Source organism: Microcystis sp. BLCC-F210, from assembly GCF_042134685.1.
In the GTDB taxonomy this organism is placed as follows: Bacteria; Cyanobacteriota; Cyanobacteriia; order Cyanobacteriales; family Microcystaceae; genus Microcystis; species Microcystis aeruginosa_D.
In genome coordinates this window covers 3,307,734-3,322,276 of sequence record NZ_CP169647.1, presented here as the reverse complement: position 1 = coordinate 3,322,276, position 14,543 = coordinate 3,307,734, and the positions used below count along the sequence as shown (strand labels likewise).

14 protein-coding genes and 1 tRNA gene are annotated in these 14,543 nt (G+C 43.6%); 10 read left to right on the top strand and 5 right to left on the bottom strand.

Annotated features, from left to right (window positions below; translation table 11 throughout):
- Window positions 1-44: 44 nt before the first annotated feature.
- Together hdhA and ACE3JL_RS15940 are read left to right on the top strand one after the other, a co-directional pair.
- Window positions 45-710, top strand: coding sequence for a 7-alpha-hydroxysteroid dehydrogenase (gene hdhA, locus ACE3JL_RS15945; RefSeq protein ID WP_271989348.1), 666 nt, complete (start codon window positions 45-47; stop codon window positions 708-710).
- A gap of 88 nt (window positions 711-798) precedes the next feature.
- On the top strand, window positions 799-1,137 hold the full coding sequence (locus ACE3JL_RS15940) for a hypothetical protein (protein WP_271989347.1): 339 nt from the start codon (window positions 799-801) through the stop codon (window positions 1,135-1,137).
- Between the two features lie 173 nt (window positions 1,138-1,310).
- On the opposite strand, the gene ACE3JL_RS15935 is transcribed toward ACE3JL_RS15940, so the two are convergent.
- Together ACE3JL_RS15935 and ACE3JL_RS15930 are read right to left on the bottom strand one after the other, a co-directional pair.
- Window positions 1,311-1,384, bottom strand: a tRNA-Met gene (locus ACE3JL_RS15935).
- 91 nt (window positions 1,385-1,475) lie between these two features.
- A complete protein-coding gene (locus ACE3JL_RS15930; RefSeq protein ID WP_375327905.1) occupies window positions 1,476-3,302 on the bottom strand; it encodes a peptidoglycan DD-metalloendopeptidase family protein in 1,827 nt (608 codons plus the stop codon).
- Window positions 3,303-4,311: 1,009 nt separating this feature from the next.
- On the opposite strand from ACE3JL_RS15930, the gene ACE3JL_RS15925 reads away from it, so the two are divergent.
- On the top strand, window positions 4,312-4,512 hold the full coding sequence (locus ACE3JL_RS15925; protein ID WP_271989344.1) for a hypothetical protein: 201 nt from the start codon (window positions 4,312-4,314) through the stop codon (window positions 4,510-4,512).
- A 253-nt stretch (window positions 4,513-4,765) separates the two neighbouring features.
- The gene (locus ACE3JL_RS15920; protein ID WP_271989343.1) at window positions 4,766-5,221 is read left to right on the top strand and encodes a hypothetical protein; all 456 of its coding nucleotides are present in this window, start codon (window positions 4,766-4,768) and stop codon (window positions 5,219-5,221) included.
- An 82-nt stretch (window positions 5,222-5,303) separates the two neighbouring features.
- Here ACE3JL_RS15920 and ACE3JL_RS15915 read toward each other — a convergent pair whose 3' ends face one another.
- Complete coding sequence (locus ACE3JL_RS15915) at window positions 5,304-5,780, bottom strand: peptidase C15 (protein WP_271989341.1); 477 nt, start codon at window positions 5,778-5,780, stop codon at window positions 5,304-5,306.
- 107 nt (window positions 5,781-5,887) lie between these two features.
- On the opposite strand from ACE3JL_RS15915, the gene ACE3JL_RS15910 reads away from it, so the two are divergent.
- The 3 genes from ACE3JL_RS15910 to ACE3JL_RS15900 are packed head-to-tail and all read left to right on the top strand — an operon-like array spanning window position 5,888 to window position 8,173.
- Window positions 5,888-6,943: a metallophosphoesterase gene (locus ACE3JL_RS15910; RefSeq protein ID WP_271989339.1), complete on the top strand. Its 1,056-nt coding sequence runs from the start codon at window positions 5,888-5,890 to the stop codon at window positions 6,941-6,943.
- Between the two features lie 15 nt (window positions 6,944-6,958).
- Window positions 6,959-7,846, top strand: a complete 888-nt coding sequence (locus ACE3JL_RS15905; RefSeq protein ID WP_271989337.1) for a ParA family protein — start codon at window positions 6,959-6,961, stop codon at window positions 7,844-7,846.
- A gap of 12 nt (window positions 7,847-7,858) precedes the next feature.
- Window positions 7,859-8,173, top strand: coding sequence for a TIGR03792 family protein (locus ACE3JL_RS15900; protein ID WP_271989336.1), 315 nt, complete (start codon window positions 7,859-7,861; stop codon window positions 8,171-8,173).
- A gap of 319 nt (window positions 8,174-8,492) precedes the next feature.
- On the opposite strand, the gene ACE3JL_RS15895 is transcribed toward ACE3JL_RS15900, so the two are convergent.
- Window positions 8,493-9,605: a DegT/DnrJ/EryC1/StrS family aminotransferase gene (locus tag ACE3JL_RS15895; protein ID WP_375327904.1), complete on the bottom strand. Its 1,113-nt coding sequence runs from the start codon at window positions 9,603-9,605 to the stop codon at window positions 8,493-8,495.
- Between the two features lie 126 nt (window positions 9,606-9,731).
- On the opposite strand from ACE3JL_RS15895, the gene fetB reads away from it, so the two are divergent.
- Window positions 9,732-10,508, top strand: a complete 777-nt coding sequence (gene fetB / locus ACE3JL_RS15890; protein WP_271989333.1) for an ABC transporter permease — start codon at window positions 9,732-9,734, stop codon at window positions 10,506-10,508.
- Window positions 10,509-10,618: 110 nt separating this feature from the next.
- Here fetB and ACE3JL_RS15885 read toward each other — a convergent pair whose 3' ends face one another.
- Window positions 10,619-11,635 carry a type I glyceraldehyde-3-phosphate dehydrogenase gene (locus tag ACE3JL_RS15885; protein ID WP_002731954.1) on the bottom strand — a complete coding sequence of 339 codons (1,017 nt, stop codon included), beginning with the start codon at window positions 11,633-11,635 and terminating at the stop codon, window positions 10,619-10,621.
- Window positions 11,636-11,939: 304 nt separating this feature from the next.
- Here ACE3JL_RS15885 and murC point away from each other — a divergent pair, with 304 nt between their 5' ends.
- A complete protein-coding gene (gene murC, locus ACE3JL_RS15880) occupies window positions 11,940-13,367 on the top strand; it encodes a UDP-N-acetylmuramate--L-alanine ligase (protein WP_375327903.1) in 1,428 nt (475 codons plus the stop codon).
- 224 nt (window positions 13,368-13,591) lie between these two features.
- A complete protein-coding gene (gene murB / locus ACE3JL_RS15875) occupies window positions 13,592-14,470 on the top strand; it encodes a UDP-N-acetylmuramate dehydrogenase (protein WP_375327902.1) in 879 nt (292 codons plus the stop codon).
- Window positions 14,471-14,543: the final 73 nt, after the last annotated feature.

Sequence of the window (14,543 nt, the reverse complement as noted above, 5' to 3'; positions counted from 1 at the left end):
TTTTTGAGGTATGACCGAGCATCATTGAATATTATGGAGATTTTATGACCGTTTTGGACGCATTTAAGCTCGATGGACAAGTAGCGATTGTAACTGGGGCAGGTGCGGGCATTGGCCGGGGCATTGCCGAATTATTTGCCCAAGCAGGGGCAGCGGTGGTGGTCAGTGACCTCAAGGAAGACACCGCCGCTATTGTTGCTGATGGTATTAAGGAAAAGGGCGGCAGAGCGATCGCAGTTGCCTGTGATGTTACCAATGAACAGGCTCTAGAAAACCTGGTTAAGTCCACCCTGGATGCTTTTGGCAAAATCACCCTGCTGGTAAACAATGCCGGCGGTGGTGGGCCGAAACCCTTTGATATGCCCATGGATACTTTCATCTGGGCCTATAAAATCAATGTATTTTCGGCGTTTCATCTCTGTCAATTATGTGTCCCTTATATGGAAGCGGCGGGGGGAGGAGCGATTTTAAATATCTCCTCGATGTCGGCAGAGAACAAGAATATCAATATGGCCTCTTATAGCTCCTCTAAAGCCGCCGTTAGCCACCTCACCCGCAATATTGCTTTTGACCTCGGACCGAAAGGAATTCGGGTAAATGCGATCGCCCCCGGTGCGATCAAAACCGATGCCTTGGCTAAGGTGCTGACTCCGGATATTGAAAAAGTGATGCTCAAGCATACCAGCAATTCTCATTTTAAGGTTTCATGACATTAAAACCCTTGCACCTAGAGGGGTTAATAATTCTTAACGAATCTATAGATCGCTGAAACAACGCAAAATCGTTTCAAAATGAGAATTGCTGAGTCTCGGCAAGGTTTATAACAACTCTAATAGTTTTTCTCATCGAGTCAATTTTACGGTGATGCCTACCAGTAACTTTGAGTTATCCCTAGATTACTACTACCGGTTTGCCGACACTTTGAATAACTTAGGGGGTAATCCCGCCCTCCAGACGCTGAAATCCTATGATCTTGCCCATGAATTACTATTAATCGGGCGATATTATCTGTCTCAAAATTTCTTGCTTCAGGGGGTTGGTTCCGTGGCTTTTCCGGGTAGTGCTATTCGTCTCGCTGCGGAGAATAATACTAGCCCTTGGGTTACTCTACAAGTGTCTCTGTTTATGTTTTTCTAACCCAAATTCCACACCCTAAGTGTTATGCTAAATCCAGTTATTAAAAACTGATTATTTATTACCCTTTGCCTTTAAAAACGTTGCCAAATAAGAATTTGAGACAATGACATTCGAGAGCATGAATAATTATGCAGGATTCCATCGAACCCTTGATGGGTTGATTATTTTCTGTATGGCTCAGGGCAGATTTGAACTGCCGACCTTGGGCTTATGAGTCCCCTGCTCTGACCAACTGAGCTACTAAGCCGTTGTTTACACAGTTATCAATCATAACACATAATCACCCAATTGCACAAGAGCAAAAAAGGGAAGATTTTTTCTTCCCTTTGCGGGTATCTTTAGCGTCTGCCCGGCAGGAAAGCGATGGGATTAACTGCGCCCTGGCCAGAGGGGTGAATCTCGAAATGTAGATGGGGACCGGTGCTAAAACCAGTGCTACCCATCTGGGCAATTGGCTCGCCTTGCTGAACAGTTTGGCCGCGACGCACCAACAGACGGCTGTTATGGGCATAGAGAGTGGTGCTACCATCGGGGTGACGCAGTTTCACCAGATTGCCATAACCACCCGAATTCCAACCAGAGGAGATTACTTCACCGGCAGCCGCCGCCACAACTGGTGTACCCACTGGACCAGCGATATCGATGCCGCGATGGGGTCTGCCCCAGCGCCAACCGAAACCGGAGGTTAAAACCCCCCTAGTGGGCCAGATAAAGCCGGTAAAAATGGGGATGGGATTAGGTAAATACTCATCGGGATTGGTGAGGGGAGGAAGGGAAGGTTCTACAGTTTCGCCGACGGGAATTCGGAGGCGGTCATTATATTCTTCCACATTGGTAGGAGCCGAACCGATAATCTGTGGGGGGGTGCTTTGGTTAGAACGCGAACGAAGGGCTGTCCATTGGGGATTAGGGGTTATTTGCCGATCATTGAGAGTTTCTGCGGGGTTATCGACGGGAATAGCGATACTTTTCTGGGTTTCCGAAAGGTTAGTTTCCCGCAGATTAGCCACCTCTTGGCGCAATCTTTCCCGATAGCTGCCGGTGATATTTTCGGGGAATTCTTCTCCCCTTGTGGTGGCGGTTGCGGCCGGCAAATTTGGCCTAGTGCTGGGGTTAAAGGATAATTTCGAGCGATCGCCGACCAAGGGGGTAAGATTTGGATTAACTCTAGCGTTGGCAGAGCGGTCAGGAATCACTAGGGTTTGATTGACTTTAATCCGGTTGGGGTTGTCAATGCCGTTTTCCCTGGCTAATTCGGCGGGGGTGATGCCTAAAACACGAGCGATCGTATTTAAGGTATCCCCTGGCCGAACCCGATAAACTTGGTTTTCTGGGGGGATTATGACCTTAGGATTGGGAATCGCGGGAATTTCAGTAACAGGGGCCGGATTTCGTAGGGCAACGCTGGGAATTTCTGGTCTGCTGGTTAAGGGAGGATTGATGGGAATTGTCGCTATCTGACGATCGCTTTCAGGGGTGGGAACGGGAATCGGGATCACCTGGCCGTTTGGTCGGGGGGATTCTTCGGGAGCAATAACGGGAATCTCGACAGCAGTTGGCGAATTATCGGGAACGAGAGCGGTGGTTTCAGTGACGATTACCGTTTCCCCGGAATTGGAGTGATGGGGGGTTTCCTCGGTTTGTAAGGCGGCCAAACTCTCTTGGAGACGTTGACGGGTTTGACGCAGACTAGCAGAGGAACTATCCAACTGCTCAGGAGTTGCTGCCGGGGCTGCCGGGGGCAACTGCTCAGGAGTGGGAATTTTTAAGGTTTGTCCGATAATCAGATCGGATTGGGGAGAGAGATTATTGCTACTAGCGATCGCTGTGGGGGTGGTTTGATAGCTGTCGGCTAAACTCCACAGGGATTCTCCCGGTTTTACCTGATGCTCAACCACTGATGTGGCGATGAATTTGACGGTGGCCAGTGCTTGGGATTGGATTATTTGCGGTTCTTTTAGTTCTTTCCCCGTACCTTTTGCTTTTTGGGACAGGTCGATCACTTCCCATTCTAAGGGTACAGAATTCGCAGCCTGGGCTGATTCTGAGGTGGAGTTGAGAATGCTAGGTACTCCCAGAGAGAGTGCTAATCCCAGTAGAGCAACTGAGTAACGGACTCGGTTAGACTCAGGGGTGCAATTCTGTTCTGGGGTAGCGGATGTCATGGGGTTGTGGATAAAAGTCTCTTTCAAACAGACCTCCTGTGGTGTAAAGAGTTAGCTAGAACCGGCCGATTAAGCCGATGATTCTAGCTTTCAGCATTAGCCTTGAGGCTAGAGTAGAAGTTAGGCCACTTTTTTTTAGTCAAAATACCTAAAGGTTACTTTTAGGTGAGACTAACTTAGATTTTGAAATTGTGCAAGTCTCCCTCCGACTATTAGCATCGGGATCACGGCAAGTTGGTGACATTTTGAATGTCCAGATTGACGATGCTCTATCTCAGATGTTCCAAGCTGATCAGCATTTTTCGTCCTGCCAATTTCTGCCAGTTTTTTGATAGAAATTTTTTATCGGTTTTGCCGTTTACAAAGAAATTATTAATGATTCGATGTTCAACAGGAAACAAGAAGCAATGATGGCTATTCGGGGGTTAATTCCGGATAAGTAGAGTTTGCTGAATAAACCTAAAAACCTTGTTGGGTAAGATTTTTAGACTTTTTTTCCTCAAAAAGTGCCAATCATTGGGCTCTCTTATTTTTTGTATGATAAGTTTAACTTATATAGTAGTGATCGATCTCTGTGTCCTTTGTGTCTCTGTGGTTTCTTGCACTCCCTCGCCAGCGGGACTGTATCTTAGAATACATTTTGCCCACCAAATCTAAGAGAGTCACCATTGGAGTGATTGGGGGTAAAATTCAGGTACTTTTTACCTGAATTTTAGGTAATTGACCCTCTCAAAATCGGTAAAACCCAACACCCTACACCCACGAAAAACTTTTTCAGCAGACCCTAAGTAGAGCTAATATAGCCGATTATGTTTTTTTATCTATTATCAGCAGCGATCATCGAGATTATCAAGTGCGATGCCGAGTGGAGCCGATATCTAGATAGATTAGACATCACCAGCACTGCGGCAGTGAAACTGGTAACTGAGGCAGCTCTGTTAGTGCCGTCGAAGGGGGGATTTCCCCAGAACCGATTGTGGTTCAGTGATAGGCCGGACAGTTTGTCATCTTGGTTCATGCTCTGTGTTGGGTGCATACCGAACCAGGTGTCCGTCGCTTTTGCTTACCTAGAGCCACAGCACAACATCGCCAAGATATCGCCGAAGTCACCCCAGACCTGTGGGACTATTATCAAGAACTGAAGGCTTATCAACAGCAGCCTACGACTGGAGAAAAATCTATCTTCTACTTAATTAGAACCACTTACTGAATAGAAGGTTTTTGCGTCATTTTTAACTAATGTAACAAGCAGATGACCTATCCCAAATTATGTGCTAGTCTGGCGAAAGATATTAGATTACTTAAACCTGCAGCAATTTTCTCGAATGTCAATAGCTAATTAATTACAGCCTTTCTTCTAAAAGTAAATTATAGACTAGTCCTTGCCAAATTAGGTATTTTAGACGCGAGAAAGAACCTCATGTATCTGGTAAACGCTGTATCCACAAGTGAGGAATAGGAAAATGTCCGGTGATAACAAAAACAATAGTTTAATCGTACAGATTATTAGTTCAGTTATTATAGCCCTTCTTGCTGGAGCGGCAGCCCCCTGGTGGTGGCAAGAAATTAAAGCTTTTTTTGCTGGTAAATCACCGGAACCATCACCAATACCAACCCCTACATATACGCCACAAAAAACCTTAATTAATATAGCTTATCGGGGAGATAATTTTGGATGTGTTCTGCCCATAGCTATCAACATTAGTGGTCAATCTTTTTATCCGCAAGGAAATTTTTCTTCTATAGATAATATTGACTTAGGACAACAAAGATATCAAATAACTGGACAAATTCATTGTCAAACTATCGGCAGCTGTCAAGTCTATGGGGAAGGGGTAATTAATGTAATACCAAATAATACCTACTATGTGATTTGGCAAAAGACAAGTATAAATCAATGTACTGCAAGTTTGCAATAACCTTGCTTGTTGCTAGGCAAAATATCAATATCTTCTTTTTCCTTTTTCTCTTGAAACTGATTCCTGACTCATACTGTATGAGCTAACGACTAAGGGTGATAATTGTTTCAAAATCCCTTTGAATAATAGTAAAATTTTTATCAGTTAGAAGCGGGACATGAACGAATAAAGCCCTCGGATGATATTTTAAGACTTGAAAATATAATTCTTCGCAGACAAACTGACCAGCATTATCGCTGATATAACTATAGTTAAGCTTTTTAATTAAATCTAGCAAGGGAATTGGTGTTAATAACTTTTTTGTGCTACTCCTAGCCTGAGATTCTAAACTTAAACGATAACGACTTTCCGCCATACCACAACAAATAACTAAATCGGTTTTTGAGTCTTGAATAGCTTTGATAACTCGTTCACTAGCTCGATGGGTATTAACGGGAAGTTGACGCAAAAATAAAAGCTTTTTTGCATAATTATCCTGAATAGATACTAACAAATCATCGGAGGAATTACTCCAGTGATGGCATAACCAAGGGGCGAAAGAAGTTAAGAGAATTTTCAAGTTATCTCCTGAGGGTTAATTGGGATAATCAACAAAAAAGCGATCAAAGGGACAAAAATTGCTACACTAACTGACGTGACCTCAATTACAGACGAGATTTATACCCTATGCAACGCCGTAAATTTTTGCTTATTAGTAGCAGTTTAGGCGGTTTTAGCTTGGCAGCTTGCGCTGATCAAATTTTACAGCCTGTTACTTCTAAAAATCCCCCTGAGTCTGCTGTTAAACAAGCACAAAAGGCGAAAAAAGTCAAAATAATCGTGATTAGTGACCTTAATAGTCAATACGGTTCCACCACTTACGATCCCGAAATCGATCGAGCTATCCCCTTAATTATCAATAATAAACCCGATCTAGTCCTCTGTGGTGGCGACATGGTGGCAGGACAAAAAAGCAGCTTGACAGAGGCAGCAATTAACGCCATGTGGTCAGCCTTTGATCGCCATATCGCCGCGCCCCTGCGAGCTGCTAAAATACCTTTTGGTTTTACCATCGGTAATCATGACGCTTCTGGAGCTTTATCCGCAGGAAAATTTATCTATGCTAAAGAGAGAAAATTAGCCCTAGATTATTGGCAAAACCCCCAACATAATACAAGTTTAAATTTTATCGATAAAACCGGTTTTCCTTTTTATTATACTTTCACTCAAAATGGTATATTCTATCTAGTTTGGGATGCCTCAACTCATTTAATCTCTCGGGAACAACTAAATTGGGCAGCAAAAAACTTGAGTAGCTCCGACGCTAAAAATGCTAGAATGCGGCTAGTAATCGGTCATTTGCCCCTCTACGGTATTGCTGTGGGTAGAAATCGACCAGGGGATTATTTAGCCGATGCTGAGAAATTAAGAGCGTTTTTAGAGGGCCATCAGGTGCATACTTATATTAGTGGCCACGCTCACGCTTACTATCCGGGTAAACGGGGACAGTTACAATTATTACACGCAGGAGCTTTAGGCAGTGGACCGCGACGATTATTGAACAGTGAACAAGCACCCAGAAAAACCCTAACAATTGTCGATATTAATCCCAATCAACAGGAAACAGTTTACACCACCTACGACATGAAAACCCAAGAAGCGATCAATATTACCAGTTTACCTCCTTTGATTATGGCTCCTAACGGGCAAGTTTTACGTCGAGATATTCCATCGGTTAACTAGAAAGGAATCCCCATCATGGCCACTATCATCAGCACCGTTAATATGAAAGGAGGAGTAGGAAAAACTACCCTTACCGTCAACCTTGCCACCTGTTTAGCTAAATTTCAGCAAAAACGAGTCCTTGTCCTCGATTTAGATGCTCAAATCAGTGCGACTCTGAGCTTGATGTCTCCCCACGAATTTGCTCAACTGCGTCGTAAAAAACGTACTTTAAGCTATTTATTAGAAGCAATTATCAAACCCAATCCCTACAATAAATTAACTATTGATGATATTATTGTTCCTTCAGTCTGTGAAATTCAAGGCTTAGATATACTGCCAGGAGACATCGAACTGTATGATGAATATATCGTCTCAGAAACCTTGCACCACCAAGCAATTTTACAGGAAGATTTGGGCTTTGACCATGCTTGGAATAACCTAGAAAGAATCCTAATTCAAAAAATAATTGATCCCATTCAAGACCGTTATGATTATATTATCATGGATTGTGCGCCGGGGTATAATCTTTTGACTCGTAGTGGTCTATGTAGTAGTCATTTCTATTTACTACCTGCCCGTCCCGAACCTTTATCAATTGTCGGTATTCAGCTATTAGAAAGAAGAATAGTTAAACTGAAAGCTAGTCATCAAGAAAACGAACCGATTAACCCCAGTTTACTCGGTATAGTTTTTATTCTTTCTGGTGGTGGGTTACTTAGTCGCTACTATAATCAAGTCATGCGCCGGGTACAACAGGATTTTCAACCCCATCAAATTTTTGCTAATGCGATTCCTATGGATGTTAATGTAGCTAAAGCTGTGGATATGTTCGTGCCTGCGGTAGCAGCCATGCCCTCTTCTAGTGGTTCCAAGGCTTTTATGAAACTCACGGAAGAATTCTTGATGAAATCCAAAAAATAGGAGATAATTACTATGGTCATTGAGTGGTTAGAATTTCAAGTTAAACCCGAAGCTCGGGAAAAATTTATCCAAAAAGATGAAGAAATTTGGACAAAGTTTTTAACAAAACAACCAGGTTTTTTAGGTAAAGAAATTTGGATTAATCCCGCCATCGAGGAAGAATTAATTATCGTTGCCCATTGGCAAACGAAGGAACAGTGGAAAGCTGTTCCCCAAAATTTGCTGGACAAGACCGAAACCAAATTTTCCCTAGCTATGGGAAAAGATAATTATCAATTAATCAAAGTTAAGGAATTTCAAGTCAGAAAATTTCGAGAAAATTGTTAGAAAAGTTTAGTATCTATACAGACGGGATAAAAAATCAATTCATCTTTTTGTACCCTCTCAGTTTAGTCAGACTCGTCCTGATTTGAGACAATTTATCAAATTTTCAGTTCGAGAAACGAGCGAACGGTGAGTCAAAATGGTTGTGTTATACTAAATCCGTTGAGTACAGGCTAGTTATGAGGAGAGGCAAAAGGCAAAGGGGAATAAATAATCAGTTTTTAATAACCAGATTTAGTATTAAAACTGTTTGATAAATTTGTATTCAATCTTTAGCATACTGAACTCAGATAAGCCATAATTCATAATTCCCACTGATAACTCAGGAACTATGCAAACAATCTTTCAGCGCGTAGGCTACCTGTTGTTGTTCCTCGCGGCTTAAATCGGGGAACATAGGTAAAGATAACACTTTTTCACTGGCCAATTCAGCCACAGGTAAATCACCTTTTTTATAGCCTAAATACTGATAAACAGGCTGTAAATGTAGGGGAATCGGATAATAAACCATGGATAGGACATCTTTTTCCTGCAAAGCTGCCCGAATTTGGTCACGATTTTCCGTTAGGATTGTGTACTGATTCCAAACGTGCTTACCTCCGGCTAAAGCGGTAGGTAAAGTGATATTAGGCAAAGGTTGCAGTAATTCTCGATAACGTTGGGCAATCTCGATCCGTTGATTATTCCAAAAATCGAGATATTTTAGCTTAATTTGCAAAATAACCGCTTGAATGGCATCTAAGCGGCTATTTACCCCAATCACCTCGTGGAGATAACGCACCTTGCTCCCATGTTCTTTAATCATGCGAATTTGTGCCGCTAACTCGGGGTTATTGGTGGTAATTGCGCCACCATCGCCACAACCGCCTAAATTTTTGGTGGGAAAGAAGCTAAAACAGCCAATATCGCCGATACTCCCCACTTTCTGCCCATGCCATTCTGCTCCCGTCGCCTGAGCGCAATCCTCAATCACCAATAAATTATGGGAACGAGCGAAATTTACCACCTCAGACATATTGACAGATTGCCCAAAAAGGTGTACTGGGATAATCGCTTTCGTCTGGGGAGTAATCGCTTTTTCCAACAGTGCCACATCGAGGTTAAAAGTATTGATATCGATATCGACAAAAACCGGCACTGCCCCGACTAAATTAATCGCTTCGGCGGTGGCAATAAAAGAAAAAGTGGAAGTAATTACTTCATCCCCCGCTTGAATACCGAGGGAGCGCAGTGCCAGATAAAGGGCATCGGTTCCCGAATTACAGGCAACACAATCGCTAACACCATGATAGAGGGCAAATTGTCGTTCTAATTCGCTCACAGCTTCACCGCCAATATAGCGCCCAGAACGGAGAATTTCTAAAACGGCATGGTTAGCTTCTTCGCTGATGACTTGGTATTGACGGGATAAATCGACGGGGGGAATTTTACTCACGCGCTTTCACTCAAATTAGAGACTAATCGGGATTTGTTGGGTAAAAAAATGAATAATTAGTCAAAAATAATTATAAACTTGCTATTTATAGATGAAGTATCCTTTTAATTTGTTTCTTTTATTTTTATGGATGGATTAGTAGAACTCAATCTGGTGGATTTGGGTTGGGCTTTGGGGATGATGGGTATTTGTTTAGTCCTCTCCCGTTGGTCAAATTTAGCCCTAGAGGGACAATTATTATTGGCGACCGGTCGATCGATCCTGCAATTATTAGTGGTAGGCTACGTTATCGCCGTTATTTTTTCCCTGGATAATCCTCTAGCAGTGCTGGGTATCTTGGCAGTAATGATGACTATTGCGACTATTGTTGCTAAAAATCGTATTGATAGCCGAGATAAAGGTTTATTACCTCTAGTTTTTGGCTCTTTATTGATTAGTAGCTGTCTAACTTTAGGTTATGCGATCGCTTTAATTATTCAACCAGAACAATGGTACTCACCCCAATACTTAATTCCCTTGACGGGGATGGTGTTAGGGCAAGCGATGAATAGTGCCTCTTTAGCCGGAGAGAGATTAAGCAGTGCCATTAAAAGTCACCGTTTGGAAATCGAAACCCATCTTTGTTTGGGGGCAACTCCTCAACAGGCGATCGCATCTTACCAAAAAGAAGCGATTCGAGCTAGTTTAATCCCCACCCTTAATCAGATGATGGTGGTGGGTTTAGTCAGTTTACCCGGAATGTTCACCGGACAGGTATTGGCAGGAAGTGAACCTTTAAACGCCGCTTCCTACCAGATACTGATCCTGTTTATGATTGCCCTAGCTAACCTAATCACCGCTCAATTGGTGACAGAGGGAATCTATCGGCGCTTTTTTAGTGAGAATTTATCACTGCTCAGTTAACAGTGATCAGTTATCAGTTAGTCAGTTATCAGTTAGTCAGTTATCACTAACCACTCCTGACTCCTAACTAACGCCCACTGTTCACTGATTACTGTTTACTGATCACTGATTTAGCCTTTCCACTTGCTGGCGACGACTTCAGCGAGATCAACCACCCGTTGGGAGTAACCCCATTCGTTATCGTACCAAGCGATAACTTTCACCATATCGCCACCCATCACCATCGTTAGACTAGCATCAATGATCGAGGAGGCATCAACACCGCGATAATCAGAGGAAACGAGGGGTAAATCATTGTATTCGAGAATTCCTTTCAAAGAATTTTCCGAAGCTTCTTTGAGGACTTCGTTTACCTGTTCCGCGATCGTGCTTTTTTCCACTTGCGCGACTAAATCCACCACAGAAACGTTAGGAGTGGGTACCCGCAGAGCGATACCGTTAAGTTTTCCTTTCATGTCGGGGATAACTAAGGCTACAGCTTTAGCGGCACCGGTGGAGGTAGGAACGATGTTAACGGCTGCCGCGCGAGCGCGACGCAGATCTCGGTGACTAGCATCCAGAATCCGCTGATCACCAGTGTAACTATGGGTGGTGGTCATTGTCCCTTTGATGATGCCGAAGTTTTCGTGAATCACTTTGACGACAGGAGCAAGACAGTTGGTGGTACAACTGGCATTGCTGATGACATTGTATTTATCATGTTCGTATTCGTGAGCGTTGACACCAACCACATAGGTTCCTACACCCGAACCTTTACCCGGTGCGGTAATGAGGACTTTTTTAGCTCCTGCGACAATATGCTTAGAAGCGCCCTCTTCATCGACGAAAACACCGGTAGCTTCGATCACTAAATCTACACCCCATTCTGCCCAGGGCAGATTGAGGGGATTGCGATCGGAATAACATTTAATGGTTTTACCGTTAACAATTAAAGAATTATCATCGGCATCGATATTAGCGTTCAGTTTGCCTAACATCGAATCATACTTGAGCAGGTGAGCGTTACTCCGGGGATCGGATGTATCATTGATCCCCACTACCTCCAAGCCACTATTAGTCCGTCCTAACCAACATCTTAGGAAATTACGTCCAATCCGTCCGAAACCATTGATCGCTACTCTAATCACTGCTGCTTGCCCTCTACGTTTTAGTGCAATACATAAAAAAATAATTAATGTTCCCAATCATACCTTAAAGGTTGAACTTTACGATCCCGATCGAAAATAATTTATTACATCACCATTTAGGAGTCGGGAGATAGGAGACAGGAGACTCCGAGACGGGAGAAAAATTTTTAATTCTGCGTCAAGGATTTTGCAAGGTGACTGGACAACATTTGGGAATTCTGGTCAAATGCCCCTATCATGAGGTTGACTTTACTACCGATCGAGTTTAAAACTTATATAATCGTGGGTCTGAGGAGTGAAAAAAGTGAAAAAAGTTAATTTTAACGGCCAACCTTTCCATTTTATCGGTATTGGCGGCATTGGGATGTCAGCCCTCGCTTATATCTTAGCCAAGCGCAATTTACCTGTGTCTGGCTCCGATTTACGTCCTACTCATATCACCCAAAGGCTACAGGGAGCGGGAGCGCAGATTTTCCACCGTCAAGAGGCAAATAATTTAGCTTTATTTCATTCTCCTGGCCCTCAAAACAGTAGCCAAACAGTTCCGCAAGTAATCTGCTCCACGGCGATTAATGACCATAACAAGGAATATCGAGCGGCCAGAGACTTAGGATACCCAATTTTTCACCGTAGCGACGTTTTAGCGGCTTTAATCGCTGATTACGACAGTATCGCCGTTGCTGGAACCCACGGCAAAACCACCACTAGCAGCTTAATCGGTTACGTTTTGTTAGAAGCGGGATTAGACCCCACGATCATTGTTGGTGGTGAGGTGGACGCTTGGGAAGGTAACGCTCGTCTTGGTCAAGGTCGTTTTTTAGTGGCAGAGGCCGATGAGTCCGATGGTTCCCTAACCAAGCACGCCCCGAAAATCGGCATAATCACTAATATTGAGCTAGATCACCCCGATCATTACCAGAATTTAAGCGAAGTTATCGATACTTTCCGTGAATTTGCCGAGCAGTGCCAGATTTTAGTCGCTTGTTTAGATTGTGACACGATCGCCGAGCATTTCCGTCCGACAATTAGTTATAGTCTCGATCCCGAAAAAGGTGCCGATTACACCGTCAGCGAGATTATCTATGAACAGGGAATGATGAAAGCTTCCGTCTGGGAAAAAGGCAGTTATCTGGGACAAATGGAAGTGAAAATCCCGGGACAACATAATATTAGTAATGCTTTGGCAGTGGTGGCCATCGGACGTTATCTCGGTTTAGAATTTGCTATTATTGCCGATGCGATCGCTACTTTTGCCGGAGCAAAACGCCGTTTTGAACACAAGGGAGAAGCAAACGGTATTACTTTTATCGACGATTATGCCCACCATCCTAGCGAATTGTTGGCCACTTTAGCGGCGGCAAAATTAAAGGTAGAAGGCAAACAGTACCAACGTTCGATCGCTATTTTCCAACCCCATCGCTACAGTCGCACCACTACCTTTTTAGAGGAATTTGGCTCCGCTTTCAGTTCCGCCGATGTGGTAGTCTTAACGGATATTTATAGTGCCGGGGAAGTGAATATCAATCACGTCACTGGGCAGCAAGTGGCTGAACAGGTGAGAAAACACCATAAAAACGCCTACTATCACCCCGAATTGAGTTCTTTAGGTCAATTCCTGTTAGAAATTCTCCAACCCGGCGATTTAGCTCTGTTCCTCGGCGCTGGCAATCTCAATCAAGTTATCCCCGAAATGCTCTCTCATTACCACGAACAATTAGCGGTTAGAGTATAGATTCAGTTATCAGTTATCAGTTATCAGTGATCAGATTTGAGTTTTTAAGTGAGCAGTATTAAATAAGTAGGGAGGCACAATTATTTGTAGGATGGGTTAGCGGCATCCTAAGATGATCGTTGGGTTTCATGCTTCAACCCAACCTACGTTCTGCTCCCCATCTCCCCAACCCCCAACTCATAATTCATAATTCATAATTTATAATTTCCAACCCCTAAAACCCTATGATTAAATCCTCTGTTTCTCTAGCTGATTTCACTTCCTACCGGGTGGGGGGAAGAGCGCAATGGTATGCCGAACCAGTTAATCTAGAGGAATTAAGAGAAGTGTTCGCTTGGTGGCAATCGCAAGGGTTGCCCTTGACTGTTTTGGGGGCTGGTTCAAATTTACTAATCAGCGATCGGGGTTTACCCGGACTTGTCCTCAATACTCGTCATCTGCGATCGAGTTGTTTTGATGCCGAAACTGCTACGATTACAGCAGCGGCGGGGGAACCCCTGCCAAAAATAGCTTGGAGAGCGGCAAAACGAGGCTGGAGGGGCTTAGAATGGGCGGTGGGTATCCCGGGTACGGTGGGGGGTGCTGTGGTGATGAATGCGGGGGCGCATACCTCCTGTGTGGCGGATCGATTAGTGCGGGCGCTGGTATTAAATGCCGATGGTCAGTTAGAAACTTTAAGCAAAGAAGATTTAAATTATAGTTATCGCAGTTCTTCTCTGCAAGGGGATCAACGCTTAGTTATCGAAGCCACATTTCAGTTAGAAGCTACCGATAATAGCGAGGAAATAATGGCAATTACTACCCATAATTTACGCCATCGCAAAAGTACCCAACCCTATGACCGTCCTAGTTGTGGCAGTGTTTTCCGCAATCCTAAACCACAATATGCTGGGGCTTTAATTGAGGAAATGGGATTAAAAGGTTATCAAATTGGTGGGGCGCAAGTATCAGAATTACACGCTAATTTTATTCTGAATATTGGTTCAGCAAAAGCCTCGGATATTCTGCGTTTAATTCGCCATGTGCAGGAACAAGTGTTCGATCGCTGGTCCCTCTGGTTAGAACCAGAAGTGAAAGTTTTAGGGGAATTTGACGGGATTTAACTATTTTTCTCGATAACGGTTGAACTCAGCCACGATAGGCTGGAGTGCGACGGCAAATATTTTTATAATCCTC